Origin of the sequence: Streptomyces aureocirculatus (assembly GCF_000720475.1) — a bacterium.
Classification (GTDB): domain Bacteria; phylum Actinomycetota; class Actinomycetes; order Streptomycetales; family Streptomycetaceae; genus Streptomyces; species Streptomyces aureocirculatus.
In genome coordinates this window covers 46963-72296 of record NZ_JOAP01000041.1, presented here as the reverse complement: position 1 = coordinate 72296, position 25334 = coordinate 46963, and the positions used below count along the sequence as shown (strand labels likewise).

Annotated in this window: 27 protein-coding genes; 8 read left to right on the top strand and 19 right to left on the bottom strand. The window is 71.7% G+C overall.

The window, feature by feature from the left end; genetic code table 11:
• Positions 1-64: 64 nt before the first annotated feature.
• From IG78_RS0130675 to IG78_RS0130660, 4 genes are all read right to left on the bottom strand, one after another.
• On the bottom strand, positions 65-868 hold the full coding sequence (locus IG78_RS0130675; protein ID WP_030569081.1) for an ABC transporter permease: 804 nt from the start codon (positions 866-868) through the stop codon (positions 65-67).
• The gene (locus tag IG78_RS0130670; RefSeq protein WP_078965718.1) at positions 865-1932 is read right to left on the bottom strand and encodes an ATP-binding cassette domain-containing protein; all 1068 of its coding nucleotides are present in this window, start codon (positions 1930-1932) and stop codon (positions 865-867) included. Before IG78_RS0130670 ends, IG78_RS0130675 begins: the two co-directional genes overlap by 4 nt.
• Before the next feature lie 158 nt (positions 1933-2090).
• A complete protein-coding gene (locus tag IG78_RS0130665; RefSeq protein ID WP_030569076.1) occupies positions 2091-2933 on the bottom strand; it encodes a DUF4097 family beta strand repeat-containing protein in 843 nt (280 codons plus the stop codon).
• Positions 2934-3396: 463 nt separating this feature from the next.
• Entirely contained in the window at positions 3397-3999 is a 603-nt protein-coding gene (locus IG78_RS0130660; protein ID WP_030569073.1) for a TetR/AcrR family transcriptional regulator, read from the bottom strand.
• A gap of 176 nt (positions 4000-4175) precedes the next feature.
• On the opposite strand from IG78_RS0130660, the gene IG78_RS0130655 reads away from it, so the two are divergent.
• A complete protein-coding gene (locus IG78_RS0130655; RefSeq protein ID WP_030569071.1) occupies positions 4176-4823 on the top strand; it encodes a peroxiredoxin-like family protein in 648 nt (215 codons plus the stop codon).
• A 51-nt stretch (positions 4824-4874) separates the two neighbouring features.
• Positions 4875-5999 carry a pyridoxal-phosphate dependent enzyme gene (locus IG78_RS0130650; RefSeq protein WP_031129476.1) on the top strand — a complete coding sequence of 375 codons (1125 nt, stop codon included), beginning with the start codon at positions 4875-4877 and terminating at the stop codon, positions 5997-5999.
• Positions 6000-6397: 398 nt separating this feature from the next.
• On the opposite strand, the gene IG78_RS0130645 is transcribed toward IG78_RS0130650, so the two are convergent.
• Positions 6398-8554 carry a HelD family protein gene (locus IG78_RS0130645; protein WP_030569066.1) on the bottom strand — a complete coding sequence of 719 codons (2157 nt, stop codon included), beginning with the start codon at positions 8552-8554 and terminating at the stop codon, positions 6398-6400.
• 74 nt (positions 8555-8628) lie between these two features.
• Here IG78_RS0130645 and IG78_RS0130640 point away from each other — a divergent pair, with 74 nt between their 5' ends.
• Positions 8629-9321 carry a TetR/AcrR family transcriptional regulator gene (locus IG78_RS0130640; RefSeq protein ID WP_051853066.1) on the top strand — a complete coding sequence of 231 codons (693 nt, stop codon included), beginning with the start codon at positions 8629-8631 and terminating at the stop codon, positions 9319-9321.
• 181 nt (positions 9322-9502) lie between these two features.
• Here the strand turns inward: IG78_RS0130640 and IG78_RS0130635 are convergent, their stop codons facing one another.
• Positions 9503-10282 carry a TetR/AcrR family transcriptional regulator C-terminal domain-containing protein gene (locus IG78_RS0130635; RefSeq protein ID WP_030569061.1) on the bottom strand — a complete coding sequence of 260 codons (780 nt, stop codon included), beginning with the start codon at positions 10280-10282 and terminating at the stop codon, positions 9503-9505.
• A 202-nt stretch (positions 10283-10484) separates the two neighbouring features.
• Between IG78_RS0130635 and IG78_RS0130630 the strand changes: the two genes are divergently transcribed.
• Both IG78_RS0130630 and IG78_RS0130625 read left to right on the top strand, forming a co-directional pair.
• Positions 10485-11480: an ABC transporter ATP-binding protein gene (locus tag IG78_RS0130630; protein WP_051853065.1), complete on the top strand. Its 996-nt coding sequence runs from the start codon at positions 10485-10487 to the stop codon at positions 11478-11480.
• Between the two features lie 97 nt (positions 11481-11577).
• Positions 11578-12309 carry an ABC transporter permease gene (locus IG78_RS0130625; protein ID WP_030569054.1) on the top strand — a complete coding sequence of 244 codons (732 nt, stop codon included), beginning with the start codon at positions 11578-11580 and terminating at the stop codon, positions 12307-12309.
• Here IG78_RS0130625 and IG78_RS0130620 read toward each other — a convergent pair.
• From IG78_RS0130620 to IG78_RS0130605, 4 genes are all read right to left on the bottom strand, one after another.
• Positions 12290-13141: a hypothetical protein gene (locus IG78_RS0130620; protein WP_157855916.1), complete on the bottom strand. Its 852-nt coding sequence runs from the start codon at positions 13139-13141 to the stop codon at positions 12290-12292. The genes IG78_RS0130625 and IG78_RS0130620 overlap by 20 nt on opposite strands.
• A 107-nt stretch (positions 13142-13248) precedes the next feature.
• Positions 13249-14190, bottom strand: a complete 942-nt coding sequence (locus IG78_RS0130615) for an aminoglycoside phosphotransferase family protein (RefSeq protein ID WP_225882284.1) — start codon at positions 14188-14190, stop codon at positions 13249-13251.
• Between the two features lie 420 nt (positions 14191-14610).
• On the bottom strand, positions 14611-15354 hold the full coding sequence (locus IG78_RS0130610; RefSeq protein WP_078965716.1) for an HAD family hydrolase: 744 nt from the start codon (positions 15352-15354) through the stop codon (positions 14611-14613).
• Positions 15355-16293 (bottom strand): winged helix-turn-helix domain-containing protein, encoded by a 939-nt coding sequence (locus IG78_RS0130605; protein WP_030569042.1) that lies wholly within the window; start codon positions 16291-16293, stop codon positions 15355-15357.
• Positions 16294-16428: 135 nt separating this feature from the next.
• On the opposite strand from IG78_RS0130605, the gene IG78_RS0130600 reads away from it, so the two are divergent.
• On the top strand, positions 16429-16617 hold the full coding sequence (locus IG78_RS0130600) for a hypothetical protein (RefSeq protein ID WP_030569040.1): 189 nt from the start codon (positions 16429-16431) through the stop codon (positions 16615-16617).
• Between the two features lie 24 nt (positions 16618-16641).
• Here IG78_RS0130600 and IG78_RS0130595 read toward each other — a convergent pair whose 3' ends face one another.
• Entirely contained in the window at positions 16642-17556 is a 915-nt protein-coding gene (locus IG78_RS0130595) for a winged helix-turn-helix domain-containing protein (RefSeq protein WP_037686772.1), read from the bottom strand.
• A gap of 226 nt (positions 17557-17782) precedes the next feature.
• On the opposite strand from IG78_RS0130595, the gene IG78_RS0130590 reads away from it, so the two are divergent.
• Complete coding sequence (locus tag IG78_RS0130590) at positions 17783-17968, top strand: hypothetical protein (protein ID WP_030569035.1); 186 nt, start codon at positions 17783-17785, stop codon at positions 17966-17968.
• A gap of 451 nt (positions 17969-18419) precedes the next feature.
• Here IG78_RS0130590 and IG78_RS0130585 read toward each other — a convergent pair whose 3' ends face one another.
• The gene (locus tag IG78_RS0130585; protein ID WP_078965715.1) at positions 18420-19430 is read right to left on the bottom strand and encodes an asparaginase; all 1011 of its coding nucleotides are present in this window, start codon (positions 19428-19430) and stop codon (positions 18420-18422) included.
• A gap of 248 nt (positions 19431-19678) precedes the next feature.
• Positions 19679-20263: an RsiG family protein gene (locus tag IG78_RS0130580; protein ID WP_030569029.1), complete on the bottom strand. Its 585-nt coding sequence runs from the start codon at positions 20261-20263 to the stop codon at positions 19679-19681.
• 304 nt (positions 20264-20567) lie between these two features.
• Between IG78_RS0130580 and dtd the strand changes: the two genes are divergently transcribed.
• Positions 20568-20993 carry a D-aminoacyl-tRNA deacylase gene (gene dtd / locus IG78_RS0130575; RefSeq protein ID WP_030569027.1) on the top strand — a complete coding sequence of 142 codons (426 nt, stop codon included), beginning with the start codon at positions 20568-20570 and terminating at the stop codon, positions 20991-20993.
• 302 nt (positions 20994-21295) lie between these two features.
• Here dtd and ygfZ read toward each other — a convergent pair whose 3' ends face one another.
• The 6 genes from ygfZ to IG78_RS0130540 form a co-directional block, all read right to left on the bottom strand.
• On the bottom strand, positions 21296-22261 hold the full coding sequence (ygfZ, locus tag IG78_RS0130570) for a CAF17-like 4Fe-4S cluster assembly/insertion protein YgfZ (RefSeq protein ID WP_030569024.1): 966 nt from the start codon (positions 22259-22261) through the stop codon (positions 21296-21298).
• Positions 22262-22295: 34 nt separating this feature from the next.
• Positions 22296-22808: a Fur family transcriptional regulator gene (locus IG78_RS0130565; protein WP_030569021.1), complete on the bottom strand. Its 513-nt coding sequence runs from the start codon at positions 22806-22808 to the stop codon at positions 22296-22298.
• Between the two features lie 16 nt (positions 22809-22824).
• Complete coding sequence (locus IG78_RS0130560) at positions 22825-23412, bottom strand: heme-binding beta-barrel domain-containing protein (RefSeq protein WP_030569018.1); 588 nt, start codon at positions 23410-23412, stop codon at positions 22825-22827.
• A 274-nt stretch (positions 23413-23686) separates the two neighbouring features.
• Positions 23687-23944, bottom strand: coding sequence for a DUF3099 domain-containing protein (locus IG78_RS0130550; protein ID WP_030569013.1), 258 nt, complete (start codon positions 23942-23944; stop codon positions 23687-23689).
• 176 nt (positions 23945-24120) lie between these two features.
• Positions 24121-24408, bottom strand: a complete 288-nt coding sequence (locus IG78_RS0130545; RefSeq protein WP_030362227.1) for a DUF1416 domain-containing protein — start codon at positions 24406-24408, stop codon at positions 24121-24123.
• Positions 24409-24452: 44 nt separating this feature from the next.
• Entirely contained in the window at positions 24453-25298 is an 846-nt protein-coding gene (locus tag IG78_RS0130540; protein ID WP_030569010.1) for a sulfurtransferase, read from the bottom strand.
• Positions 25299-25334: the final 36 nt, after the last annotated feature.

Sequence of the window (25334 nt, the reverse complement as noted above, 5' to 3'; positions counted from 1 at the left end):
GCTTGCAAAAGTGCGCTACGCCACGTCGGTATGTGATCCCCCCGGCACGGCCGTGGGAAACCCGCTAGCGCTTGACCGTCCTGGCGAAGGACGCCTTGGCCCAGAAGTAGCCGACGGCGGAGAGGCCGAGGAGCCAGGCCAGGGAGATCCAGGCGTCGTTGCCGATCTCGGTGCCGAGGAGCAGGCCGCGCAGGGTCTCGTTGATCGGGGTGAAGGGCTGGTACTCGGCGAACCAGCGCAGGCCGTCCGGCATCGTGTCGGGGGTGACCACCGCGGAGCCCAGGAAGGGCAGGAACGTCAGCGGCATCGGTGCGTTGGAGGCGGTCTCCACGCTCTGCGAGCCGAGGCCCATCGCCGCCGAGATCCAGGCGAGGGCGAAGGCCAGGGCGACCAGGATGCCGAGCGCGGCCAGCCACTCCACCGCGCCCGCGTCCGGCCGGAAGCCCACCGCGAGGGCGACGACGATGACCAGGGACAGGCTGATCAGGGTCCGTATGACGTTGCCGACCACATGACCCACGAGCACGGAGGACCGGGAGATCGCCATGGTGCGGAAGCGGTTGATGATGCCCTCGGTCATGTCGGAGCAGACCGACACGGCCGTGGAGATGGCAGCCGATGTCACGGCCATCAACAGGATGCCGGGCGTGACGTAGTTGGTGTAGTCGCCCCGGTCACCGCCGCCGGTGGCACCGGGGATGTCGATGCCACCGCCGAGCGCGCCGCCGAAGACGTACACGAACAGGAGCAGCATCAGCAGGGGCATGGCGATGACGGAGATCGTCATCGACGGATAGCGCCGGGCGTGCTTGAGGTTGCGGCGCAGCATCGTCATCGAGTCGCGCACGGCGTACGAGTCGGCGCTCATCGCCGGGCCTCCTTCGCTGGGGGGCGGGCGGCGTTCTCCGCGGGTTTCAGCGGTGGGTTCAGCGCCGGGTTCAGCGCTGCCGCGCTGTAGGCGTCCGGGGCGTGGGCCGTGTGGTCCCGGCCGGTCAGGGTCAGGAAGACGTCGTCGAGGTCGGGGGTGTGCACGGTGAGCGTCTCGGCGTGGATGCCCGCGCCCTCGAGCACGTCGAGCACCGAGCGCAGGGCGGCGATGCTGCCGTCGCTCGGGACCTGCAGGCTCAGCGTCTCGTCGTCGCGGACGACCGTGGAGAGCGCGAGGCGGTCCACGGCGGCCTCGAGCTGCCCGATGTCGTTGAAGCACACCCTGATGTGGCCGCCGGGGATGAGTCGCTTGAGCTCGTCCGCCGTGCCCTCGGCGACGATCCTGCCGCCGTCGAGGACCGCTATGCGGTCGGCCAGTTGGTCGGCCTCTTCGAGGTACTGCGTCGTCAGGAAGATGGTCGTGCCGCCCGCGACCAGATCGCGGATGAGCTCCCACATCGTGCGGCGGCTGCGCGGGTCGAGGCCGGTCGTCGGCTCGTCGAGGAAGATGACGTCGGGGTCGCCGACCAGGGTCATCGCCAGGTCGAGCTTGCGGCGCATGCCCCCGGAGAACGCCGACGCGCTCTTCTTGGCCACGTCGGCGAGGTCGAAGCGGGCGAGGAGCTCGGCGGCGCGGCGCCTGCCCTCGGCCCGGTCGAGGTGGAGCAGGTCCGCGATGAGGAGCATGTTCTCCTCCGCGGTGAGCAGGTCGTCCACCGCGGCGAACTGCCCGGTGACGCCGATGGCGGACCGTACGGCGTCCGCGTCGTGTTCCAGGGAGCGGCCCGCGACCAGGGCCCGTCCTTCGTCGGCGGTGATGAGGGTGGAGAGGATCTGGACGGTGGTGGTCTTGCCGGCGCCGTTGGGGCCGAGGAGGGCGAAGATCGTGCCCGGGGCGACGTCCAGGTCGATGCCGTCGAGCACCACCTTCTCGCCGTACGCCTTGCGCAGCCCCTGAGCGGTGATGCCCTGCGGCGGAGCGGTCTCAACGGTGGTGGCAGTCATCGTGCCGCCGCCTCCTCATTCCTTGGTGGTACGGGGAATTCCTTGGTGGTACGGGTGATCAGGGGTTTGCCCCCGGGGGTCCCGGGGGCCGTGCGGTGTCGGGCGCCGCGCGTCGGGCGTTCGTGCCGTGCGGCGTACGCGCTGTCGGGCGCCCCGCGTCAGGCGTTGCGGCGGATCACGATGTCGCCGACGCCGGTGCGGGCGCGGACGGTGACGGACTCGGCGTCCGGGCCGGGGGCCTCGGCGGTGTCGATCGAGTTGTGCACCGTACCCGCGTGGGACTTGACTTCGAGCTGGGCGACGCTGGTCCTGCGGATGCCGACCTCGACGCTGCCGTCGGACGTCTCCAGGGTGATCATGCCCCGGGTCACCTCGTCGACCTTGATCGTGCCGCTGTCCGCCGTGATGTCGACCGCGCCGTGCGCGACGCCGACGGAGACGGCGCCGCACGCGGCGGTGGCGCGCAGTTCGCCGGTGACCTCGCGGATGGTGGTGTCGCCCTTGAAGTTCCTGACGGTGGCGGCGCCCGCGATGTCACCGAGCTGGATCCGGCCTGCCGCCTCGGCCTCCACGTCGCCCGTGGCCCGGTCGAGCGCCACGTCGCCGTAGCTCGTCTTGAGGAAGGCCGCATCGGCCTCCGTCGCCCGGATGTTCCCGGACGCGGTCTCGAGGCGGCAGTCGCCGAGGCGACCTTCGGCGGTGAGGGAGCCCGCGGCCGTCAGGGCCCGGACGTCCGACCCGGCGGGCAGCTCGACCGTGACGTCGACCGAACCGGACTTGCCGCCGAAGAGCGACCGCTTCTTGGCGCCCTTGACGAGCAGCGTGCCGCCGTTGCAGGTGACCTCGATCTGCTCGGCCGCCTTCACGTCGGCCTGCTCGGACCCGTTCGACGGCGTCACCGTGACGACGGTGTCGAGCCGCTTGCTCGCGGCGATGCGGGCGGTGCCCATGTCGAACTCGACGACAGCGGAGATGGGCTCGGGGGTGTCGAAAGTAGGCATGGCCGTCCTGTTCTGACTGTGGCGGGGCCCGCTGGAGTCAGCGAGCACGTCGGTCGTCGTACGTTCCACCGGCTCGGCCCTCGCTTTCAGCGGGCCCTCGCCGTTGGTGATGCCAGCATGGCATCACCGTGGCACCAACGCAAGCTTCGTTGGCACACGCATGGTGCCATCAGAGGTACGGAGGGGAGCGCACCGCTGGCGCACGCCCACGCGAAGCTGCCGCGAGCTGCGGCTTTTCCGCCGGAGGTGGTTTGGCGCCCACCTAGCATCCCGGGGCCCGGGGAGGCGTCAAGAAAGCGTCAAGATGGCGTTGGGATGCGCCGGAGTGGCGCGGTCCGGTGATGGAGGGCACCTGAGGGGCACCTCAAGACGCCACGCGGGGCGGCGCGGGCAGCCCGGGGACGGCGCGGGGCAGCCCGGGCCGGCACAGGTCAGTGCGGGGGCGGCGCGGGGTCGACCCGGGTCAGTCAGCGGGTGCCTCGGGCGCCAGTCCCGCCAGCGCCGCAGCCACCGTGCGGTGCAGCTCACCCGCCCCGGCCCCCGCCCGCGACCGCACGTTCACCCCGTACGCGAGCAGCACCAGCACCTCCGCGCCGTCCGCCGGGGTCACTCCCGCCGCGAGCCGGCCCCGGTCGCGGGCGGTCTCCAGGGCGGTGCGGAACGCGTCCCGCAGGCGCCGGTGGTGTTCGTCCAGGACGGCGCGGACCTCCGGGTCCGCCCCCTCCTCACCCGCGTACGCGTTGACGAGCATGCAGCCCCACCGGGCGTACTCCCCCTCGCACCGCGCCTCGATCAGACCGGCGAAGAAGTCCCGTACGGCGGGCAGCCCGCGGGTGTCGTCGGCGAGCGCCGCGCAGGCGGGCACGGACCGCAGCCGCACATAGCGGCGCAGCGCGGCGAGGTGCAGTTGCCGCTTGCCGCCGAACGTCGCGTACAGGCTGGAGCGGTTGAGCCCGGTCTCGGCGGCGACGGCCTGGATGGACGTGGTGGCGGCGCCGTGTCGCCAGAAGAGGCGCTCGGCGCGTTCGAGGGCCTCGTCGGGGTCGAAGTGCTTGATGTCGGGCACGGTGCCGCCGCCCTCTCCGCCCTCGTACGTTCCTGAACTGGCCGTTCCAAGTTACCTCTTGACGCCCCGCCAGCCTACCCTCATCCTGAAACGGCCGTTCCAAGATACGTAGGCCAACCCCCGACCAACCCCCCGCACCGGACCACACTTCCGCAAAGACAAGGACGGTCCCGCCCATGACGCTTCGCGACGAGCTCCGCTTCGTGCACGACAACCGGCACGTCAGGCTGTCCGCCGACCGGATGGAGACGATGGACCGCAACGCCGCGGCGCTTGCCGCGTCCGGCATCGTGGAGCGCGCCGCCGGTGTCGGCGACCGCGCGCCGGACTTCACGCTCGGCTCCGCCACGGGCCGCCAGGTGTCGCTGTCCGCCCTGCTCACCGACGGTCCCGTCGTCCTCACCTTCTACCGGGGCGCGTGGTGCCCCTTCTGCAACCTCGCCCTGCGCGCCCTCCAGGCACACCACGAGGCGATCACCGCACGCGGCGCACGCCTGCTCGCCGTCTCGCCGCAGGTCCCTGACGAGTCGCTGTCCCTGACACAGAAGGAGGAGCTCGCCTTCGACGTCCTCAGCGACATCGGCTCCGACGTCGCCGAGCGGTACGGCATCGCGTTCGACCTGGGCGAGGAGCTGGGGGCGCTGTACGACGAGCTGGGCTTCGAACTGCGGCGCGTGAACGACGGCCACGACCGGACGCTGCCGCTGCCCGCGACGTATGTGATCGACCGCGACGGCGTGATCCGCTGGGCGTTCGTGGCGAGCGACTACGCGGTGCGGGCCGAGCCGTCGGACATCCTGGCGGCGCTGGACTCCTTGAGCTGAGCCGGAATCATGGGCTGGACCGAAGGGTGCGGCGGGACGCAGGGTTGCCCCATGACCGACACCGCCGCACCCCGCCCCTCCGGATCACGCCCAGACGCTTCTTCCCCCGCGCCCTCCTGGCACGCGCGCCCCGCCGCCCGGGAGTGGCGTTGCCCGCCCCCGCCCGCCGAGGTCCGCGCCTTCCACAACTCGCTGCCCGAGTACGCGCCCACACCCCTGACGGAAGCGCCGTCCCTGGCAGCGGAGTTGGGAGTCGGGCGCGTCTTCGTCAAGGACGAGTCGGCGCGTCTCGGCCTGCCCGCGTTCAAGGCGCTCGGGGCGTACTGGGCGGTGCACCGGGTCCTCGCGCGGCAGCCGTCCGGGGCCCCGCTGGAACTGGTCACCGCGACCGACGGCAACCACGGCCGCGCGGTGGCCCGGATCGCGCGGCGGCTCGGGCAGCGGGCCCATGTGTTCGTGTCGCACGGGGTGCATCCCGGCGCCGCGGCCGCGATCGAGGGCGAGGGCGCGCGAGTGACACGGGTCCGGGGGAGCTACGACCAGGCGGTGCGGGCGGCTGCGGACGCGGTGCGGGCGGCGGGTTCGGTCCTGGTGCAGGACACGGCGTGGGAGGGGTACGAGGAGGTGCCCGCGTGGATCGTGGAGGGGTACTCCACGCTCTTCGCCGAGGTCGACGCCCAACTGGCCGCCGCCGGTGCCGGATCGCCTCACCTCGTGGCCGTGCCCGTGGGAGTGGGGTCGCTGGCCCAGGCCGCCGTCACCCACTACCGGAGCCGGGACGGCCGGGGCCCCGCGCTGCTCGCCGTGGAACCGACGGCGGCCGCGCCCGCGCTCGCGAGCCTGGTACGGGGTGAGCCGCTGCCGGTGACCACCGAGGAGACGGTGATGGCGGGGCTGAACTGCGGCACGGTGTCGCGGCTCGCCTGGCCGGTGCTGCGGCAGGGCCTGGACGCGGCGCTGACGGTGACCGACGCGGACGCCTTGGCGGCGGCCCTGGACCTGGGGGTGCTCGGGGTGTCGTCGGGACCGTGCGGCGCGGCCGCCCTGGCCGGTGTGAGGGCCGCCCTCACGGGGGCGGCGGCCCCGGCCCGCCGAGAGGACCTGGCCGTCGGCCCGCACGCCATGGTGGTCCTCCTGAACACGGAGGGCAGGGAGGCCAACCCCCACGGGGCTTAGCCGGACAGCCACCCCGCACGGGGCTTGCCCGGACGGCCACTCCGCACGGGGCTTGCCCGGACGGCCACTCCGCACGGGGCTTGCCCGGGCGCCCACCCCGCACAGGGCTTAGCCGGACGCCCAACCCGCACGGGGCTTAGCCGGACAGCCACCCCGCACGGGACTTGCCCAGACGGCCACTCCGCACGGGACTTACCCGGACAGCCACCCCGCACGGGACTTACCCAGACGCCCACCCCGCACGGGACTTACCCGGACGCCCACCCCCACGGGACTTACCCGGACAGCCACCCCGCACGGGACTTACCCAGACGCCCACCCCGCACAGGGCATACCCGGACAGCCACCCCGTACGGGTTCCTTGGCCGAACGGCCACCCCGGGGACCGGCCGGCGCCGTCAGGCCCCGCCCTCCCAGGGAAGCCCCCCACCCCCGCACACCACATCCAGTCGCGACACGGCCCGCGTAAGCACCACGTACAAACGGTGCATACCGCGCTCCTCCGCCGTCACGATGTCGGCGGGTTCCACGGCGACCACGTGGTCGTACTCAAGACCCTTGGCGAGCGTCGCGGGCACCACCGTGACCCGGGCGCCCAGTTCGTCGGGGCCCGCCGCCGCGACGCCCGCGCCCGTCAGGGCCGCGTGCACCCGGTCCGCGGCGGCGTCCGCGACGACGACGCCGACCGAGCCCTCGCGGGTGAGGGCGCGGCGTACCGCGTCGACGGTGCCCGCGGCCACGTCCCGTACCCGGTGCACGGTCACCTCGCCGTCACCGCGGAGCGACCGCGCGGGCGGCACATCGACGTCGAGCCCGGCGAGGACCCGGTTGGCGAGGGCGACGATCGCCTGCGGTACGCGGAAGCCGGTGGTCAGCGCGGTGACCGCGGTGTCGGGCTCGCCCAGGTGGGCGAGCTGGGCCTTCCAGGTCCTGGCCGCCCACGGCGTGGTGCCCTGCGCGAGGTCGCCGAGCACGGTGAGCGAGCCGAAGTCCGCGCGCCGCGCGATCGCCCGGCACTCCATCGGGGAGAGGTCCTGCGCCTCGTCCACGACGATGTGGCCGTAGCCCGCGGGCCGCTCGATGAGCCCGGCGAGCTCGTCGAGCAGGACGAGGTCGGCAGCCGTCCAGCGCACGGACTTGACGGGCTTGACGGGCTTGACGGGCTTCGCGGACTCTGCGGACTTCGCGGACTCCGCGGACTTGTGCGAGCGCGGAGGCCGGGTCCACAGCAGGTCCTTCTGCTCCTGCGGGGAAAGAATCCCGTCGGCTGCGGCCGCCAAGGCGCCCGCGTCGGCGAGGAGTTCGGCGAGCACCTCCTCGGGACGGGCCCGCGGCCACACCGCGTCGACGAACGCGGAGACGGGACGGGCACGGGAGATCCGCTGGAGCCAGGCGTTGCCGACCGGGCCCGCGCGCCGCTCCGCCTGCTCCTGGATGTGGCGTACGGCCCGGGCGCGCACGCGCTCGCGACCCGTCCCGTACGGGGGCTCCTCCGCGCGGACGTCCGCGACGATCCGGTCGAGGTCACCGGCGGGCACGCGCCAGCGGTACGAACCGTCCGGCACCGCGAGCGGTTCCGCGCGGGACCGCACCCGGGCGTAGAGCGCGCGCCGCAGCACCCGGGCCATCCGGGCGTCGTGCTTCACGGCGGCCGCCGCGTCCGTGTCGAGGGACCGCACCGGCTGCCGGGCGATCTCGTCGAGGACGGTGGACTGGCGAACCCCGGTCTCGCCGAGGGAGGGCAGCACCTCGGCGATGTAGCGCAGGAAGGTGCGGTTGGGGCCGAGGATCAGGAGCCCGGAGCGCTGGATCCGCTGGGGGTGGGTGTACAGGAGGTACGCGGCACGGTGCAGGCCGACGGCGGTCTTGCCGGTGCCGGGGGCGCCCTGCACGCAGACGGACTCGGCGAGCCCTGCTCTCACCAGGTCGTCCTGCTCGGGCTGAATGGTGGCGGCGATGTCCCGCATGGGTCCGACGCGGGGCCGCTCGATCTCACCGGTGAGGATGCGGCTGCGGCCGGCCGGGGCCGCGTCCCGCGCGTCCGGTCCATCCGGTCCATCCGGTCCATCCGGTCCGTCCGGCGCCAGGAGGTGCTCGTCCTCCAGGCCGGTCAGGTCCGCCGAGTCGCCCCTGCTGCCCGGCGCCCAGCCGAAGCGGCGGCGTACGGCCACGCCCTGCGGGTCGCGTACGCCCGCCTGGTAGAAGGCGCGGGAGACGGGGGCGCGCCAGTCGACGACGAGGGGCGGCGCCGAGGGGTGCTCGGTGATGCGAAGGCGGCCGACGTGGTAGCGCTGGCCGCGGTGGTCACCCGCCTCGGGGGCGTGCGCGTCGAAGTCCAGGCGACCGAAGAACAGCGGTGCGTCGGGGAGTTCGCGCATCTCCTTGGCCCTGCTGCGCAGTTGGTACCCGAGCACTTCGGCGTCCGCCCCGGACGCCGACACCTGCTCGCCGGTGACGACGTGCTCCTGCGCGCCGTCGACCATCGCGGCGAGGGCGGCGCGGCAGGTGTCGTGGTAGCGGCGCTCCCGCCCGAGCGCTTCGTCAAGTGGCGTCATACCGTCGAGCGTACAAGAAAACGTTACCGAGTCACATTTATAACCGAGACTCATTCTGCGGTACGCTACCGGGCATGACCGGCGAGAACGAGGACACCAGCACACCCGGGGCCCCGGTGGGCCTGCGGCAGCTCAAGAAACAGCGCACGTACGAGGCGATCTCGGAGGCGGCGATCGCGCTGTTCCTGGAGCGCGGCTTCGAGAAGGTGTCGGTGGCGGAGGTGGCCGCGGCGGCGGAGATCTCCAAGCCGACGCTGTTCCGGTACTTCCCGGCCAAGGAGGACCTGGTCCTGCACCGGTTCGCCGACCACGAGGACGAGGCGGCCCGCGTCGTGACCGGCCGCCCCGCGGGCCGGTCCCCGCTGGCCGCGCTGCGCGCCCACTTCCTGGACGGCCTGGACCGCCACGACCCGGTGACGGGTCTCAACGACGCCCCAGGAGTCCTCGCGTTCCACCAACTCCTCTACGCCACGCCGTCGCTCGTCGCCCGCCTCCACACGTACCAGGAGCGGATGGAGCACACCCTCGCGGCCGCCCTCGACACCGACTCCGCCGGGGCCGCCCCCGACGACTCCCCGAGGGCCGCCCCCCTCCTGGACGCACGGCTCGCCGCCGCCCAGATCCTGGCGGCGCAGCGGGTCCTGGCCCGGGAGAACTGGCGGCGCGTGGACGCGGGTGAGCGGGCGGGCGATGTGCACGCGGACGCGGTGCGCGCGGCGACGCGGGCGTTCGACCAGTTGAGCGCGGGGCTCACTCGGTACGCGTGAGACTCACGAGGCGCACGCGGCACGTGTGAGACTCACGAGGCGCACGCGGCACGTGTGAGACTCACGAGGCGCACGCGGCACGTGTGAGACTCACGAGGCCAACTTCCTACGGGGCGCACGCGGTGCGCGTGAGCGGCCGGACCGGCCCGGCGGGCGTGGGCGTACGCAGGTGCGGCGAGGCTCAGCCGTTCCTCGGCAGGAGCGCCTCGACGCCGTCGAGCACACACCGCAGCCCGAACTCGAACTCCGCGTCGGGCGAGTCGTCAGGCTCGCCGAGGGCTCCCGATGCGAGGAGGCGCCGCAGCGCGGGATAGCGGTCGGGGCCGGGTGCGGGGTCGGTGCCGATCAGGGCGCCGACGGTGCGTTCGTAGCGCCGCATGACCTCGGCGGGGGTCTCGCCGCGGGCGGTGACGGCGGCGGTCAGGTCGGCCATGAGCGTGGCCTCGTTGCGTACGTACCCGCCGACCAGCATGATCACGGAGATCCTGCGGCCGTCGTCGAGACCGGTGCCGTTCAGGGCGGCGAGCCCCCGCTCCATCCATTGCAGCGCGTGCGGCGAGGCGGGCGGCGAGGAGATCGGGATCCGCAGGAGCCACAGGTTCCGGTGGAACACCGCACGCTGGGCGCGCGCCCACCACTCCAGGCGGGCACGCCAGCCGGTCACGTCGTCCGGTGTCGGGGGCGGCGGGCCGAAGGCCGAGTCCTCCATCAGGACGTACAGCTCGTCCCTGGCGGACACGTACCGGTACAGGGACATCGTCGAGACGCCCAGCTCCTTGGCGACGCGCCCCATGGAGACGGCGCCGATGCCCTCCGCGGCGGCGACGCCGATGGCCGCGGCGACGATACGGCCGAGACTCAGGCCGGGCCGCGGCCCCTTCGCGGGACGCTCCCGCAGCCCCCAGGCCACCTCGAGGCTCGGCGGCAGCCCCGTACCGCCGTCACCCCTGCCGTCCGGCATGCCCGACCCTCCTCCACCACTGGCTCGACGTACCCGACGGAACCCACGGACACGAATCCCGACGAACACCGCTTGACGCACATCGTATTTCTGCGTAACCCTTACACGGTAATGCTTATGCCATACACAGTACTGGCGGAGTGCGGGAAGTACTGGCGGAGTACTGGCAGCAGTACAGGCCGCTGGGAGACGGGGAGAGACGATGTCCATCGCCGCGATCGAGGCGACCGGCCTCACGAAGTCCTACGGAGCACCCTCGCGGGCGGGCGGCACCGGGCCGCCCGTCACCGTGCTGCGCGGTATCGACCTGCGCGTCGCGCCCGGCACGGTCTTCGCCCTGCTCGGCCCGAACGGCGCGGGCAAGACGACCACCGTCCGCATTCTCGCGACCCTCACCGAGCCGGACGCGGGCACGGCTGCCGTCGCCGGGTACGACGTCCGGGACGAACGCCACCGGGTGCGTCGCGCGATCAGCCTCACCGGCCAGTTCGCGGCCGTCGACGAGGCGCAGACCGGCAGGGAGAACCTGCGCATGATGGCGCGCCTCGCGGGCCTCGGACGCGCCGCGGCCCGCGCCCGCGCGGCCGAGCTCCTGGACCGCTTCGGCCTGTACGGGGCCGGTGACCGCCTCGTGCGTACGTACTCCGGAGGCATGCGGCGGCGCGTCGACCTCGCGGCAGGCCTTGTCGGGGAGCCCGAGGTGATCTTCCTGGACGAACCGACGTCGGGGCTCGACCCGCACAGTCGCCGGGCGTTGTGGGACACGGTGGGTGAGCTCGCCGCGAACGGGACGACGGTCTTCCTGACCACGCAGTATCTGGAGGAGGCCGACCGGCTCTCGGACCGGGTCGCGGTGCTGCACGACGGCGTGATCGTGGCGCAGGGGACGGCGGCGGAGCTCAAGTCCCGGACGGCGGGCCACCGGCTCGACCTCACCCTGGCGACGTCAGCGGCCTATCTGCGCCTGACCGCACGGACCCCGCACGCCAGCCACCACGACCCCGGGGCCCGCACCCTCGGCCTCCCCACCGACGGCTCGGCCCGCCACGTACGCGCACTCCTCGACGAACTGGATCCGGCCGGAACGGACGTGACGCACTTCGCCGTGCACACGGCGACGCTGGACGACGTGTTCCTGACCCTGACGGCACCCGGCCCCGGCCCCGGCCCCGGCCAAGGAACGGCACACCATGCCTGACAAACCGAGCCGCCCCTCCCCCGCCCTCGCCCTGACGAACCCCCGCACGAACGCCTGCGCAAACCCCCTCACGAACGTCCTCACGAACGTCCTCACGATGACGGGGCGCTCGATCCGCCTGAGCCGACGCAACGTGGACGCGCTGATCACGGCTTTGGCCCTCCCCGCCCTGCTCCTCCTGATCTTCGTGTACTTCTTCGGCGGGGCGATCGGCGGCCGGACCGGCACGCGGTACGTCACATACGTCGTCCCCGGTGTCCTCCTGCTCTGCGCGGGCTTCGGCTCGTCAAGCACGGCCGTTGCGGTCACGGAGGACCTGAAGGGCGGCATCGTGGACCGCTTCCGTTCCCTGGACGTGAGCGGCACGGCGATCCTGGCGGGCCATGTCCTGGCCTCCGTGGCCCGCAACCTCCTGGCCACCGCGCTCGTCCTCGCCCTGGCGTTCGCCATCGGCTTCCGCCCGTCGGCTTCACCGGCGGGCTGGCTGGCGGCCGTCTCGGTGCTTGTGGCGTTCATCCTGGCCCTGTCCTGGCTGTCCGCGGCGGTCGGCCTCCTCGCCAGGTCCCCCGAGGCCGCGGGCGGCTACACCTTCTTCGTCAGCTTCCTGCCCTACCCGAGCAGCGCCTTCGTCCCCACCGACACCATGCCCCGCTGGCTCGCCGCCTTCTCCGACCACCAGCCGGTGACCCCGGTCATCGAGTCCCTCCGCTCCCTCCTCCTCGCCCAGCCGCCCGGCACCGCGCCGTGGGTGGCGCTTGCGTGGTGCGGGGGGATTCTGGCGGGGGCTGTGGGGGTGGCGGGGGTGTTGTTCAGGAGGCGGGTGGGGTGAGAGGTCGGGCGACGCGCCACAGGGTGTCGAACAGCAGGCCACGCTGACGGATCTTCTCGCGGGCGGCCGACCCCGAGTCGATGTGCCAGTGCGTGAGCAGGGCGTCGTACCCCATGAGGTCGAGCACTTCCCGCTCCGGCGGTTTGGCGGCGGGGCCCTGGACGACGTGGTCATATATCCCGTCGAAGAGCTGCTCACGGCCAATCAGGCAGAACTTCAGGAACGGCGAGATGTGCAGGACCCGGAACTCCGCGTGCAGCTCCCCCTTCCGGCCGGCGCAGAGCCGGCCGCTCAGGGCGCGCATGGCCGCCGCGTTCCTGCGGACCTTGTCATCAAGTTCCTGCCGCCAATCGGGATCGTCCTCGGCCTTCCCGCCGACGATCCGTCCCGGCACCTCCATGGGCCTCCCGAAGTCCGGCACGATGACCCGCAGCCGCACCTGCGGGTGTCCCTGCAGATCACGCCGCTCCAGGCAGAGTTTCAACTGCTCCACGACCGTCTCCCCGGTGAACCCGACGGCATCGATCCGTGGATCCGATGCCAGCACCGCGGTGAAGTACTGCCCGAGGTCCCCCGCCTGCACCTCGTGCCGCGCGGCGGGGTGCAGGGAGTTCTTCAGGTCCTGTACGGCGCCGTACAGGACGTAGCCGACGAGGGTGAAGAGGGCTCCACCCAGATACACCTTCCCTTCCAGCGCGTCCCCGACAGGGGTCACGAACTGCGCGACCAGGCTCAGCACGAAAGCGAACAGCAGCAGCCCTCGGGTCAGCGCGGGCTCGAACCGCGTCCAGCGATCCCTGGTCCGCTCCCACGCCGTACGGTCTTCGGCCACCAAGTCCCCCATACACGCGCCGGGTTACCGCTCAATCCCGTGCAGGTGCACATGGTGCCCGGATCCCATCCGATCAGGAAGTGGCGGGAACAGACCAGCAGTGCAACTCACCTGTCGGTGCCAGGGCGCCGGGCGGGGCCCGCGTGCCAGTCCCGCAAGGCGGCCTCCACCTTTCGCCGGTCCGGCACCTCCAGCTTCAGGGGCTCGGCGGCACGCCGCAATGCCCGGCACACCTGCGCCGCCGCGTCCCGGAAGTCGTCGTCCATGGCTCGTACGGGCAGCGCAAGGGCCGCACGCATGACGTCGGGGAAGACCGACTGGGCGTATTCGAAGTCCAGGTAGACCTGCAAGTCGGTGTCGAGTCCGGCGGTATGGGCGGCGAGGCCGGCCCGCACCATCTCCTCTCGCCACAGCGCCCGCATTTCCCAGTGCTGGTCCTTGTCATAGTCCATACGGACGAGGTGGGTGGCCAGGTCGTGCAGTGGATCGCCGTACAGCGCCAGTTCCCAGTCGATGACGGCGAAACCGCTGCCGTCGATGATGATGTTGGCGCGGTGGACGTCGGTGTGCAGCAGACAGAACGGTCGCTCGACCAGGCGGGGGCTGCCGCCCTTGAAGTCCGCCATGGCGTGCGGGCGGATTCCCACGGCCTCGAACAGCGTCGCGAAGTGTTCGCGGTGAGGTCGGTGAACCCGTTCTTCAGTGAAGTCGATGAGCCAGTGCAGAAAGCCAGTGGTGTCGCCGTCCGCGGGCCAATCGGCCCGCAGGGGCGGCAGCTCGTCCTTCGGTACCGCTGCGGTCCTGGCGAAGAATTCGGCGAGGCCCTTCAGGAGTTCGGGCTGCAACGGCTGCTGGGAATCGCGTTCGGCCAGAGGCTTGCCCGCGTGGTAGGCGTGCATCGACCAGTCGCCGAAGTCGGCCAGACAGCGCGGCACTTCCTTGAGGTGGCGGGTGACCACCGCCAGAACCTCGTTCTCCTTGGGCCAGATACGCGGCACGACCTCGACGGCCTGCAACGGCGTACGGCACTTCACTCGGGCCCGGGGCATCGTGCCCAATAGCAGCGCCAGCCTCCAGCCGAGCGGAACGATGTAATTGCTGTTGTGGTACCCCGCCACCACCCTGCCGTGGCGCCGCTCACGGTGCCCGGCGGCAAGCCTCCTCACCCACCGCGCACGAAGAGTTGCCAGTGGGCCCACCTGGGCCTCGAGCGCTCTGTGAGGCAGAGGGGGCGACATACGCCGAGAGTAGCGTCGGAGCGAGAACACATCGGCCACCTGCCACGATGCGAACGCTCGCTCGACCTACGTTGTGCTCATACTCCACCGTCAGCAGAAACGCGGTGTCTCGCGGGAGAGGCATCGACCGAGAATCCTTCGCCACCGACCGGGAGACGGCGATGGCCGACGATCCACTGTACGACTTGGCCACGCACGCTTGTCCCACACGCACATCTCATGCCTCCCGCGTCACTTGACGCACTCAAGCACCCGCTCCAGCGACCCCACGACCACCCCCACCCCCACCCCCCGCAACACCCCCTCCTTGCGCTCATTACGCGCGTAGCCAAGGAACTCCACCCCCGCGTCCCGCGCCGCGAAGTAGTCCGCCGGGCTGTCCCCGATCATCAGGGCGGTCGACGGGTGCGCGCCCATGGCTGAAAGGGCCCGGTTGACGCAGTACGGGTTGGGCTTGAGGAGGTGGAGGTCCTGGGTACGGCCGTAGATGTGGGGGGCGAAGCAGTCGATGAGGCCACGGTCGGTGAGGTAGCTCGCGGCGACCCGCGGGGAGTTGTTGGTGGCGATGGCGAGCCGCGCGCCCACGGCCGTCCAGGTCCGGATCAGCGCGTCCGCGTACGGGGTCGGCCACGCCGACACCACCGCCTTCAGCTCCTCGCGCGTGAGCCGCTCCTCGAGTTCGGCCACGAGGTCGCTGTCGGGGTGGCGGTGGTCCACGGCGCGCAGGACGCTGTGCGGGTCGGGGTCGTCCCGGACGCCGTCCGCGAGGAGGCCGTGGAGGCCCTGTTCCTCCAGCCAGTCGACCTGCTGCCGGGCCACCCGCGCCGCGGAGTGGCGGGCGAAGAGCCGGCAGATGGGCCCGTCGAAGTCGAACAGCACGAAACGGGCTCGGCCTATCAGGTCGCGGAGGCTGTCGGCCGAAGCGGCCGCGTCGGTCGGGCGGGTGGTCGAGTGGTCGTTCGCGTCACCGGTCACCTAAGAGAGTGTTAGGTCCCTGGTGATCGTTTCCCAGAGGGCGGCGAACCACTTCTGGGATTCTTCGACGAAGCCGGTGTCGCGCGGGCTGCTGCCGTCGGTGAAGGAGAACAGTGCCGCCGTGAGCCCGCCCACGTCATAGGCGTCCACCGGCTCCGGCAGGTCGGCGCCCGCCGCCCGCCCCTCGGTGTCCGCGTCGAACGTCAACTGGGCGCGCTCCAGGGTGTAGTACGCGAGCAGCGCCTCCTTGCCGTTGAGCAGATACAGCTTCACCGGCGTGGTGAACGGCAGCGCGCGGAACGTGACCCTGACATCGATGCCGTGCGACTGCCGCAGCGCGGTGAGGTTGTGCCGGAGGACCTGCCCCTGGGCGTTGCGCTGCGCGAGCCAGCGCCGGTGCAGCCGGTCGCGGTCCCGCTCGTCCCCGGACTCGACCGGCACCGGGAAGGCGAGGTTGATCTCGCTGCTCGGCAGCAGAATCCGCACGTCGATCGACTGCGGCCGCAGCCGCCCCTCGTGGATCTGCCTGATCGGCTCCATGACGGCGTTCATCAGGGTCTCCGCCGTGTACGAGACCACGTCGATCCGCACGTGCGGCTCGCCGAACGCTTCGGCGAGGCGCGGGGCGAGTGCCACCATCGACGGCTGCGGCTGGGGCTGCTCGGCGGGCGGGACCGAGGCGCCGGGGCCTTCCGCGACCCGTGGCGGGCTGCCCCTGCTGATGTGGTTGAGCAGCCCGTCCCGCTGCAGCGAGAGCAGCGCCTGCCGCACCGTGCCGCGCTCCACGCCGAACTCCTCGGCGAGCTTGGCCTGGGTGGGGAGACGGTCGCCCGCCTTGAGGGTGCCGGTACGGATGCGGTCGCGCAGGGCGTCGGCGATGTCCTGGGGGGAGGTCTTCCTGCTGCCGTTCACTGCACCGTTCTCCTTGGTCACGACCAGAAGATACAACTCGGCACAACTCGACGCCATCTCCCAGGAGTTGACGCCAGGTTGTTTATGCACGCTCACCAAGTGGGGACAACTCAAGTGAGTTGGTTGCCAACTCACAATAAGATGGCAGAAGGGGGAACCATCATGCCCGCCATAGCCCTCCTCGCAGCGGTGTTCGCCGTCACCGTCGAACAGATCGTGCAGTGGAAGTACGGAACCCTTGGCATCGTCGGCCTGCTCCTGCTGACCGTGGGCGTCAAGGCGAAGAACCCCACATGCAGCTCCATCGGGGCGGCCGTACTCGCCCTGATGGTCACTGGTCCCGCCCTGTGACCAGGCGCTGAACTGAACCGCGGCCTACGGGCCGGGGTTCAGCTTCAGGTTCTGACTGATCGTCTCCCAGAGGGCGTTGAACCACAGATGGGACTGCTCCACGAACGTCGTGTCCCGCAGCCCGTCCCCCTGGTGGAACGGGAAGAGCATCGACTGCGTTCCCTGCGCGTCCCACATCTCCAGACACTCCTGGCCGAATTCCTCGTTCCGCTTGGCCAGGGTGTAGTACGCGAACAGCGCCTCCGTGCCGTTGAGCAGGTACAGCTTCACTGGCGGGGTGAAGGGCAGGGCGCGGAACTCCACCTGTACGTCGATGCCGTGGGTGCCGCGCAGAGTCAGCAGGTTGTGGCGGAGCACCTGGCCCTGGGCGTTGCGCTGGTCGAGCCAGCGGCGGTGTACGTGGCCGCCCTCGTCCGCGCCTTCGACCGGCGCGGGGAATGCCAGGTCGATGTCCCGGCTCGGCAGCAGCACCCGCACGTCGACCTTGGCCGGTTTCAGTCGCCCCGCGTGGATCTGCCGCAGCGGTTCGCCGATCGCCATCGTCAGGGAGATGGACGTGAGACAGAGCGCGTCGATCTCCACGTGCGGTGCCTGGAAGGCCGCGGCGACGCGCGGAGCGAGCCCGACCATGGTGGGCTCGGGGCGGACCGTGTCGGGTCGCGGCGCCGCCGGGGCCGCGACCGTGGCCGGGCTGCCCTTGGACACATTGGCGAGCAACTGCTCGCTCTGCAGGATGCGCAGCGCCTGGCGTACGGCACCGCGCTCCACGCCGAACTCGACCGCCAGCTCCGCCTGCGTGGGCATGCGCTGCCCCGGCCGCAGCCGCCCGGACCTGATCCGGTCCCGCAGCTCGTCCGCCACGTCGTGATGCGAGCGGTGGTCGGGCGCGCTCGGCGCCTTCCGCTCGTTGACGGAGGTATGGTCCGCACTCACAACCAAACCGTACAACTTCTCGCCATCTTTGGGGAGTTGCTGAGAAGGTGGTTATGAGACGCACCATCGAGGAGATAACTCAGTTGGAGTTGGTAGCCAACTTGGGTGACCTGGTCGGACTCTTCGGGGGGTTGGCCAACACCCGGAGCGCCGGACCGAACCCAGGGCCCGGAGCGATCGGTTGGCAGCCGGCCAGGGGGCCCGCCGCCCCCGTACCGGAAGGGGGACCGTCATGCCGCTCATCGCCATCGTCGTCGCCGCCCTCGCCCTCGGGTTCGAGCAGCTCGTCCAGTGGAAGTACGGACCGATGGGCATCATCGCGTTCGTGCTGCTCACCGTGGGGGTCAAGGCCAAGAACACCACCTGCGGCGGCATCGGGGCACTGATCCTCGTGCTGCTGCTCGCCCAGTCGGGCTGACCCGGCACGCACCGCGCCGGGCCGGTCCGGCCCGCACACGGGCTGGCCGAGCTCTCATCCGGAGGGGAGCCGGGAGTTCGGCCAGCCGTCACACCGGGGGCCCGGGCCGCCATCAGGCCCCGCCACGCCTGGCCCGGGCCCCGAGGAAACCAAGGGAGATCGGGCGGGAGCCCTGAGGGGACTGGGCGAGGACCCTCGGGGAAGCGTTCGAGGACCCTGCGGAAACGGTGGCGGGGTGGTCCGAGCCTGTGGACCACCCCGCCACCGTTCGCCCTGGTCCCGGGACGCGCCCCAGTACCCAGAACATGGCTGACCTGGCCGACCTGGCCGACCTGGCCGACATAGCCGACATAGCCGTCGACCCGCGCGCGCTGGGCGGCGCGGGCGGACCGGAGCGCGTAGACGCCACGACCGACACGACCGCCACAACCGCCACAACCTCGGCCGACCGTCAGATCACGGCCCGTATCTCGCCCACCTCGCGCCCCGCCCCGAGAAGCGGCGCGCTACCGATCCGGTCCAGGACCGGCGCGTCGGCGCCGAGCAGGCGCAGGGCGCGGGCCAGGACCGGGCCGAGCACCCGGGTCGAGCCGTCGTCGATCTTGAAGGCGAGGGCCCGGCCGTCGGGAAGCGCGACGGCCTGCACCGCCTCGGCGCCCATCTTCGAAAGCACCCCCGGCACCTCCCGCATCAGCCAGGTGTCGGGGCGCCGGGTCCCCGCGACGTACTCGGGGTGGGCCCGCATGGCGTCCGCGACCCGGCGCTCGGCGCTCCCGGCGGGGGCCAGGACGAAGTGCCGGTAGGCGCGGGCGAGGCCGGTCAGGGAGATGGCCATCAGGGGCGCGCCGCAGCCGTCCGTGCCGACCGCGGCGACGGGCTCGCCCGCGGCCTCCTCGATCACGTCGTGGATCAGGCGCTGGAGCGGGTGCTCCGGGTCGAGGTAGCTCCCCTTGGGCCAGCCGTTGAGGTCGCAGGCCGCGAGCATGGCGGTGTGCTTCCCCGAGCAGTTCATGGTGACCCGGTCACGGACGGCGCCCGCGGCCAGGTAGGTCTCGGCCTCGACGGGGTCGAGCGGTAGGTCGGGCGGGCACTGCAACTCGGCCGCGGTGAGCCGGTGCTCGGCCAGCAGCTTCTGTACGAGGTCCAGGTGGAACGTTTCACCGGAGTGGCTCGCTGCGGCCAGGGCCAGCCGCTCCCCGGACAGGTCGAGCCCGGCCCGCAGCACCGCCGCGGCCTGCATCGGCTTGTTGGTGGAGCGCGGGAACACGGGCGCCGTGACGTCGCCGAGCGCCAGCTCCACGGTGCCGTCGGCGCCGAGCAGCACCAGGCTGCCCCGGTGGCGGCCCTCGACGAAGCCGGACCTGACGACCTCGGCGAGGACCGGGGGTATGACAGGGGTGCTCGTGGCGGCTGACGGCAACGGCGTCTGCTGGGTCTGCTGCGTCTTCTGCGTGTCCGGCATCTTCGGCCTTCCGGGTGCGGGCGGTGCAACGACCGTCCGCGGGATGCCGGGATGCCGGGATACCGAGACACCGGGCCGCCGGGACCCGCCGTCACGGCGGCCGTCCGGGCGCGGGTCGGAGCCGCGATCACGGGATCGCGGCGGCCCCCGGGCGCGGGCGTCCGCCGGTGACACCGGTCACGGCGTCCGCCGGGTCCCCGGGTGGAGCCGGGCCCGGCGGGGCGGCGGCGACCGCCGGGTCGGCGGGGTCACGCGAGCAGGTCGTCTACTTGTGCTTCGCCTTCACGGTACCTGCGTGCGATCTCCGCACTGCAATCGTCCGTGGTGCGCTGCATCTCCTGCCGCCGCCGCGACACCTGCTGTTCGTACCGGACCAGGCGCCCCATGGCGGCGTGCAGCTCCTCGTCCGTACGGGCCGCCAGGTCGGAGAGCGCCACCTCGGCGAGCATGTCGGCGGCGAGGCGCCGGTACTCCTCGCTGTGCGGCGTGCCGAGCGTCACATGCCGGGCCGACGAGCGGTGCCGGGCGGGGCCGTCCGTGAGGATCTCCGGGAGCCGGTCGACGACCAGCGGCGAGTCCGGGGCGCCCGCGGCTCCCGGGGCCCGGCCGCCCGCGCCCGCCTCCGCGCGCGGGCGGCTGCGGCGCGCGGTCTCGGCCCGCAGGATGTCGATGCGCCCCTGCAGCAGCCTGCGTACGTAACTCAGATCGGCCTCGTCCTGCTGGGTGGAGCGGCGCAGTTGCCGCAGCTCCGCGATGCGGAGTGCGGGCAGGTCGTGCGCGGGCGCGTCCGGCAGCAGCGGGCTGCCGGTGCGCTGGGTGGGCGGCCGCGACACGCTCGTCCCGCCTGCTCCGCTCACACCGCCCGCCCCGCCTGTACCACCGGTCCCGCCCGTGCCGCCGGTCCCGGCCGCCCGTCTCGCCCCGAGTGACCAGGGCATGTCGGACGCCTTGGGCGTACTGGGCGTACTGGATGTGCTCATGTGGCTCTACCGTCCCCTCAGCCGGCGCGGTACACGGCGTGGAAGCATCGTGCCACCCCAAGTGGCCGCTCTGTGCGTGATGCCCCCAATCAACCCCGGATGGGGGGTTCTGGACCGGCGCACGGACGGCGTGTTCGGGCAGGGCATGATGGTCCGCATGCGTGCGGTGGTGCAGAGGGTGGACGGTGCGAGCGTCGTCGTGGACGGCGAGACGGTCGGCGAGATCGTGGGCGAGGGGCTGTGCGTGCTCGTGGGTGTCACCCACGACGACACCGTGGAGAAGGCCGGTCGACTCGCGCGCAAGCTGTGGTCGTTGCGGATGCTCCAGGACGAGAAGTCCTGCTCGGACGTCGATGCCCCGCTGCTCGTGATCAGCCAGTTCACCCTGTACGGGGATGCCCGCAAGGGGCGGCGGCCCACGTGGAACGCGGCGGCTCCCGGGGAGCTGGCCGAGCCCCTCGTCGACGAGGTCGTCGCCCGGTTGCGCGCGCTCGGTGCCACCGTGGCGACGGGGCGCTTCGGTGCCCAGATGCGCGTGGGCCTGACGAACGACGGCCCGTTCACCGTCCTCCTGGACATGTGACACGCCACGCCGACGGCTGGCCCGTGGCCCTGCCGGGGGCACCCCAACCCCACCCCTTCCCGAACCAGGGGCGCTGCGCCCCCTGGACCCCCGCCCTATCGGCGCCCCTCGACGGGTGAAAAATCTTCCCCGCCCCGGAAGCAAGCCGCAGATGCGTCTGCGGCTTGTTCGTGGCTGGCCGCGCAGTTCCCCGCGCCCCTGACGGGGCGCGACCGACAGCGCACCGGCGACAGTCTGAGCCCGTCCGCCCCCGCCCGAAGGGCGAAAGAGGGGCGGGTGGGTGGGGACTGGGGAACGGAGTGCTACGGGGCCACCACGGGTTCCTGGGCGGCTGCGGTGGTGCCCGCCAGGAGCTCCGCGTCCAGGGGCACGTTCCGCTTGATGAGGGCCAGGGCGATCGGCCCCAGCTCGTGGTGGCGTACCGAGGTGGTGATGAAGCCGAGCTTGCGGCCATCGGGCCCGTCGGCGGCCAGGTGGAGGGGCGTACCGTGCACCGGCAGGTGCACCTCGCTGCCGTCCAGGTGGAGGAAGACCAGGCGCCGCGGCGGCTTGCCGAGGTTCTGGACGCGGGCGACGGTCTCCTGACCGCGGTAGCAGCCCTTCTCGAGATGGACCGCGCTGCCGATCCAGCCCAGCTCGTGCGGGATGGTGCGGTGGTCGGTCTCGAAGGCGAGGCGCGGCCGGTGCTGCTCGACGCGGAGTGCCTCGTACGCGAGGAGCCCGGCGGCGGGGGCGTGCCGCTCGGCGAAGGCGGGCAGGTCCGCGCGGGGCAGGAAGAGGTCACGGCCGTGCGGCGTCTCGCGTACGGCGGCGGCTTCCGGGACGGGCGCGATGGACCCCGCGGGCAGGTGCACCACGGCGAACTCGGCGGTGCGGTCGGCGACTTCGACGCGGTAGAAGAACTTCATGCTCTCCAGGTACGCGAGGAGCACGTCCTGGGTATCGGGCTCGACGTGCGCCCACATCGTCTCGCCGTCGTCGACGAGGTACAGGGCGTGCTCGATGTGCCCGTTCGCGGACAGGATCAGCGCTTCCGTGGCGCGACCCGCCGGCAGCTCGCTGACGTGCTGGGTGAGCAGCAGATGCAGCCAGCTCAGCCGGTCGGCACCGGTGACGGTGAGGACACCGCGGTGCGAGAGGTCGACGAAACCCGCGCCGTCGGCGAGGGCGCGCTGCTCTCGGAACAGATCTCCGTAGTGGGCGGCGACGCCTTCGTCCACACCCTCCGCGGGGACGGCGCCGGGCAGTGACAGCAAGGGGCTCTTCATGTTCACAAAGGTTACGACCCGCGGGCCCCGGCGCTTATTCCGCCGGTGCCGTTTCCGCGTCCGGTGCCGCTTCCGCGCCCGGTGCCGTTTCCGCGTCGGGCGTCGATTCCGCGTCCGTCTCGTCGGCACACTTCGTACAGCGGCCGAAGATCGCGAAGTGCTTCAGATCGGTGTCGAACCCGAACTGCTCGCGCAGCTTCGCGGTGAACTCCGCGGCCACGTCGAGGTCGGCCTCGATGACGCCGGTGCAGTCCCTGCACACCAGGTGGATGTGGTGGTGGCGGTCCGCGAGGTGGTACGTCGGCGCGCCGTGCCCGAGGTGGGCGTGGCTGACGAGGCCGAGCTCCTCCAGGAGCTCCAGGGTCCGGTAGACCGTGGAGATGTTGATCCCCGACGCCGTCCTGCGGACCTCGCAGAGGATGTCGTCGGGGGTCGCGTGCTCCAGGGCGTCCACGGCTTCGAGGACGAGCTGGCGCTGCGGCGTGAGGCGGTACCCGCGCCGGCGCAGGTCGCTCTTCCAGTCGGAGTCGGAGTCGGTGCTCACCACGCCCCCGAGTTTAGGCCTATTTGAAGAACGCGATGCCGTCGTCCGGCAGGTCGCCCAGGTTCCGCGCCATCTCGGCGACGTCCTCGGGCGTGACGACCTTCTTGAGCTGCGCCGACATGTACGGCCGCAGCGGCACCTCGGGGGTCTGCTTCTCGCCGACCCACATCAGGTCGCCCTTCACATAGCCGTACAGGCGCTTGCCGCCGGTGTACGGTCCGGAGGCGGCGGTGCGGGCCACGGCGTCGGTGGCCAGGTCGATCTGCGGCTTCTTGTCGGCGAGCTCGCCGTACCAGACCTCGACGACGCCGTCCTGGCGGACCATGACGACCTCGACCTTGCGGGGGCCCTTGTCACCTTCGGCGGAGATGCGCCAGAAGCCCGACTCGGACTCCAGCGGCTCCACCTTGTTGCCCTCGGCGTCGAGCACCCAGGTGTGCGAGTGGAACTCCAGGAAGTCCCGCCCGTCGTGCGTGAAGGAGACCTCCTGGCCGAAATTCGCCTTCGGCGAGCCGGGGAAGTCGGTGACGCCCGCGCCCGCCCAGTTGCCCAGGAGCCAGGCGAGGGGGACGAGGTCGCGGTGCAGGTCGGACGGGATCTCGATCATGGGGTGCTCAGGAGTCTCTCGGTGGGGGGGTGCGGTCAGCGCTGGCCCTGGTACAGCTTCTTCACGGTCAGACCCGCGAAGGCGAGGACGCCGACGCAGACCAGGACGAGGAGAGCGGAGAAGAAGGCCTCAAGCACGGGGTGCTCCTTGATTCCTTGGTGAGGATGTGGGCGTGGGTACAGAGCCGTACCCCACTGTAGTCGGGCTCCGCGGCCGCCTCTCGCCGAGGTGGCCCACCGCGTCCCGGTCAGTCGGCGCCGTCGGTCCCGGCCACTCAGTGCCGTCGTTTCCCGTCCAGCTCGTCCCACCACTCGTCGGACTTGGGGTCGCCGGTGGGGTCGTCCCACCAGCGGTCGTCGGGGCCGCGCCGGTTGGCGGTCATGGCGGCGAGCGGGGGTATCACCATGGCGACGACACACATGCCGACCGCCACGGGCACCGACCAGAGCCGCACGACGCCCCAGGCCAGGACGAACAGGGCCACGCAGGTCCCCATCATGGCGAAGTACACCCGGCGCCGTCGCGCGTACATGAGTCCAGCCTAGATACGTCCGGCGGCAAACCGAAGGGCCGCGCCCCGCCAGTGGCGTCCAACCCCTGGGGCGCGGCCCTCGGCCCGCTCACGTGCCGTCGCCGGACGGCGCTCGCTCGGACGGCGACCGCTCGGACGGCGACCGCTCAGACGGCGATCGCTCAGACGGCGATCGCTCAGACGGCGATCGCGACCTCCGCGAGGCCACCGGTCTGCGCGACGACCGTACGGTCCGCCGAGCCGCCCGGGACCAGGGCACGCACGGTCCACGTGCCCTCGGCCGCGTAGAAGCGGAACTGGCCCGTGGCGGAGGTGGGCACCTCCGCGGTGAACTCGCCGGTCGAGTCCAGCAGGCGCACGTAACCGGTGACGGGCTCGCCGTCGCGGGTCACCTGGCCCTGGATGGTGGTCTCACCGGGCTTGATCGTCGAAGCGTCCGGGCCACCGGCCTTGGCTCCACACATGTCTACTCCCAGGGGAACTAGGGGGGAAGGAAGGTCGGGTGGTCCTACTTGTTGGCGCCGAGCTCGATCGGCACGCCGACGAGGGAGCCGTACTCGGTCCACGAACCGTCGTAGTTCTTGACGTTGGTCTGGCCGAGCAGCTCGTGCAGCACGAACCAGGTCAGGGCCGAGCGCTCACCGATGCGGCAGTAGGCGATCGTGTCCTTGGCGAGGTCGACCTGCTCGTTCTCGTAGAGGGCCTTGAGCTCGTCGTCCGACTTGAAGGTGCCGTCGTCGTTGGCGTTCTTCGACCACGGGATATTGCGGGCGCTCGGCACGTGGCCGGGGCGCTGCGACTGCTCCTGCGGGAGGTGGGCCGGGGCGAGCAGCTTGCCGGAGAACTCGTCGGGCGAGCGCACGTCGACCAGGTTCTGCGAGCCGATGGCCTTGACGACGTCGTCACGGAAGGCACGGATGGAGGTGTCCTGCGGCTTGGCCTTGTAGTCGGTGGCCGCGCGCTGCGGCACCTGCGCGCCGTCGACCAGGTCGCGGGAGTCCAGCTCCCACTTCTTGCGGCCGCCGTCGAGGAGCCGCACGTCCTGGTGGCCGTAGAGCTTGAAGTACCAGAAGGCGTAGGAGGCGAACCAGTTGTTGTTGCCGCCGTAGAGGACGACGGTGGAGTCGTTCGCGATGCCCTTGCCGGAGAGGAGCTTCTCGAAGCCCTCCTGGTCGATGAAGTCGCGGCGGACCGGGTCCTGGAGGTCCTTGGTCCAGTCGATCCTGATCGCGTTCTTGATGTGGTTCTTGTCGTACGCCGAGGTGTCCTCGTCCACCTCGACGAGGACGACCTTCGGGTCGTCGATGTGGGCCTCGACCCAGTCGGCGTCTACCAGGACGTCGCTGCGGCTCATGCGTTTCTCCTCCGGAGCAGGTGCGGCGGGGCGGAA

Excerpts from the sequence above, each read along its gene's own strand:
- IG78_RS0130625 (WP_030569054.1), top strand. The coding sequence starts at position 11,578 with ATGACGGGGCGCTCGATCCGCCTGAGCCGACGCAACGTGGACGCGCTG.
- ygfZ (WP_030569024.1), bottom strand. The coding sequence starts at position 22,261 with ATGAAGAGCCCCTTGCTGTCACTGCCCGGCGCCGTCCCCGCGGAGGGT.
- IG78_RS0130630 (WP_051853065.1), top strand. The coding sequence starts at position 10,485 with ATGTCCATCGCCGCGATCGAGGCGACCGGCCTCACGAAGTCCTACGGA.
- IG78_RS0130635 (WP_030569061.1), bottom strand. The coding sequence starts at position 10,282 with ATGCCGGACGGCAGGGGTGACGGCGGTACGGGGCTGCCGCCGAGCCTC.
- IG78_RS0130560 (WP_030569018.1), bottom strand. The coding sequence starts at position 23,412 with ATGATCGAGATCCCGTCCGACCTGCACCGCGACCTCGTCCCCCTCGCC.
- IG78_RS0130675 (WP_030569081.1), bottom strand. The coding sequence starts at position 868 with ATGAGCGCCGACTCGTACGCCGTGCGCGACTCGATGACGATGCTGCGC.
- dtd (WP_030569027.1), top strand. The coding sequence starts at position 20,568 with ATGCGTGCGGTGGTGCAGAGGGTGGACGGTGCGAGCGTCGTCGTGGAC.
- IG78_RS0130650 (WP_031129476.1), top strand. The coding sequence starts at position 4,875 with ATGACCGACACCGCCGCACCCCGCCCCTCCGGATCACGCCCAGACGCT.
- IG78_RS0130545 (WP_030362227.1), bottom strand. The coding sequence starts at position 24,408 with ATGTGTGGAGCCAAGGCCGGTGGCCCGGACGCTTCGACGATCAAGCCC.
- IG78_RS0130600 (WP_030569040.1), top strand. The coding sequence starts at position 16,429 with ATGCCCGCCATAGCCCTCCTCGCAGCGGTGTTCGCCGTCACCGTCGAA.
- IG78_RS0130615 (WP_225882284.1), bottom strand. The coding sequence starts at position 14,190 with ATGCCCCGGGCCCGAGTGAAGTGCCGTACGCCGTTGCAGGCCGTCGAG.
- IG78_RS0130640 (WP_051853066.1), top strand. The coding sequence starts at position 8,629 with ATGACCGGCGAGAACGAGGACACCAGCACACCCGGGGCCCCGGTGGGC.
- IG78_RS0130655 (WP_030569071.1), top strand. The coding sequence starts at position 4,176 with ATGACGCTTCGCGACGAGCTCCGCTTCGTGCACGACAACCGGCACGTC.
- IG78_RS0130645 (WP_030569066.1), bottom strand. The coding sequence starts at position 8,554 with ATGACGCCACTTGACGAAGCGCTCGGGCGGGAGCGCCGCTACCACGAC.
- IG78_RS0130590 (WP_030569035.1), top strand. The coding sequence starts at position 17,783 with ATGCCGCTCATCGCCATCGTCGTCGCCGCCCTCGCCCTCGGGTTCGAG.
- IG78_RS0130550 (WP_030569013.1), bottom strand. The coding sequence starts at position 23,944 with ATGTACGCGCGACGGCGCCGGGTGTACTTCGCCATGATGGGGACCTGC.
- IG78_RS0130585 (WP_078965715.1), bottom strand. The coding sequence starts at position 19,430 with ATGCCGGACACGCAGAAGACGCAGCAGACCCAGCAGACGCCGTTGCCG.
- IG78_RS0130540 (WP_030569010.1), bottom strand. The coding sequence starts at position 25,298 with ATGAGCCGCAGCGACGTCCTGGTAGACGCCGACTGGGTCGAGGCCCAC.
- IG78_RS0130665 (WP_030569076.1), bottom strand. The coding sequence starts at position 2,933 with ATGCCTACTTTCGACACCCCCGAGCCCATCTCCGCTGTCGTCGAGTTC.
- IG78_RS0130670 (WP_078965718.1), bottom strand. The coding sequence starts at position 1,932 with ATGACTGCCACCACCGTTGAGACCGCTCCGCCGCAGGGCATCACCGCT.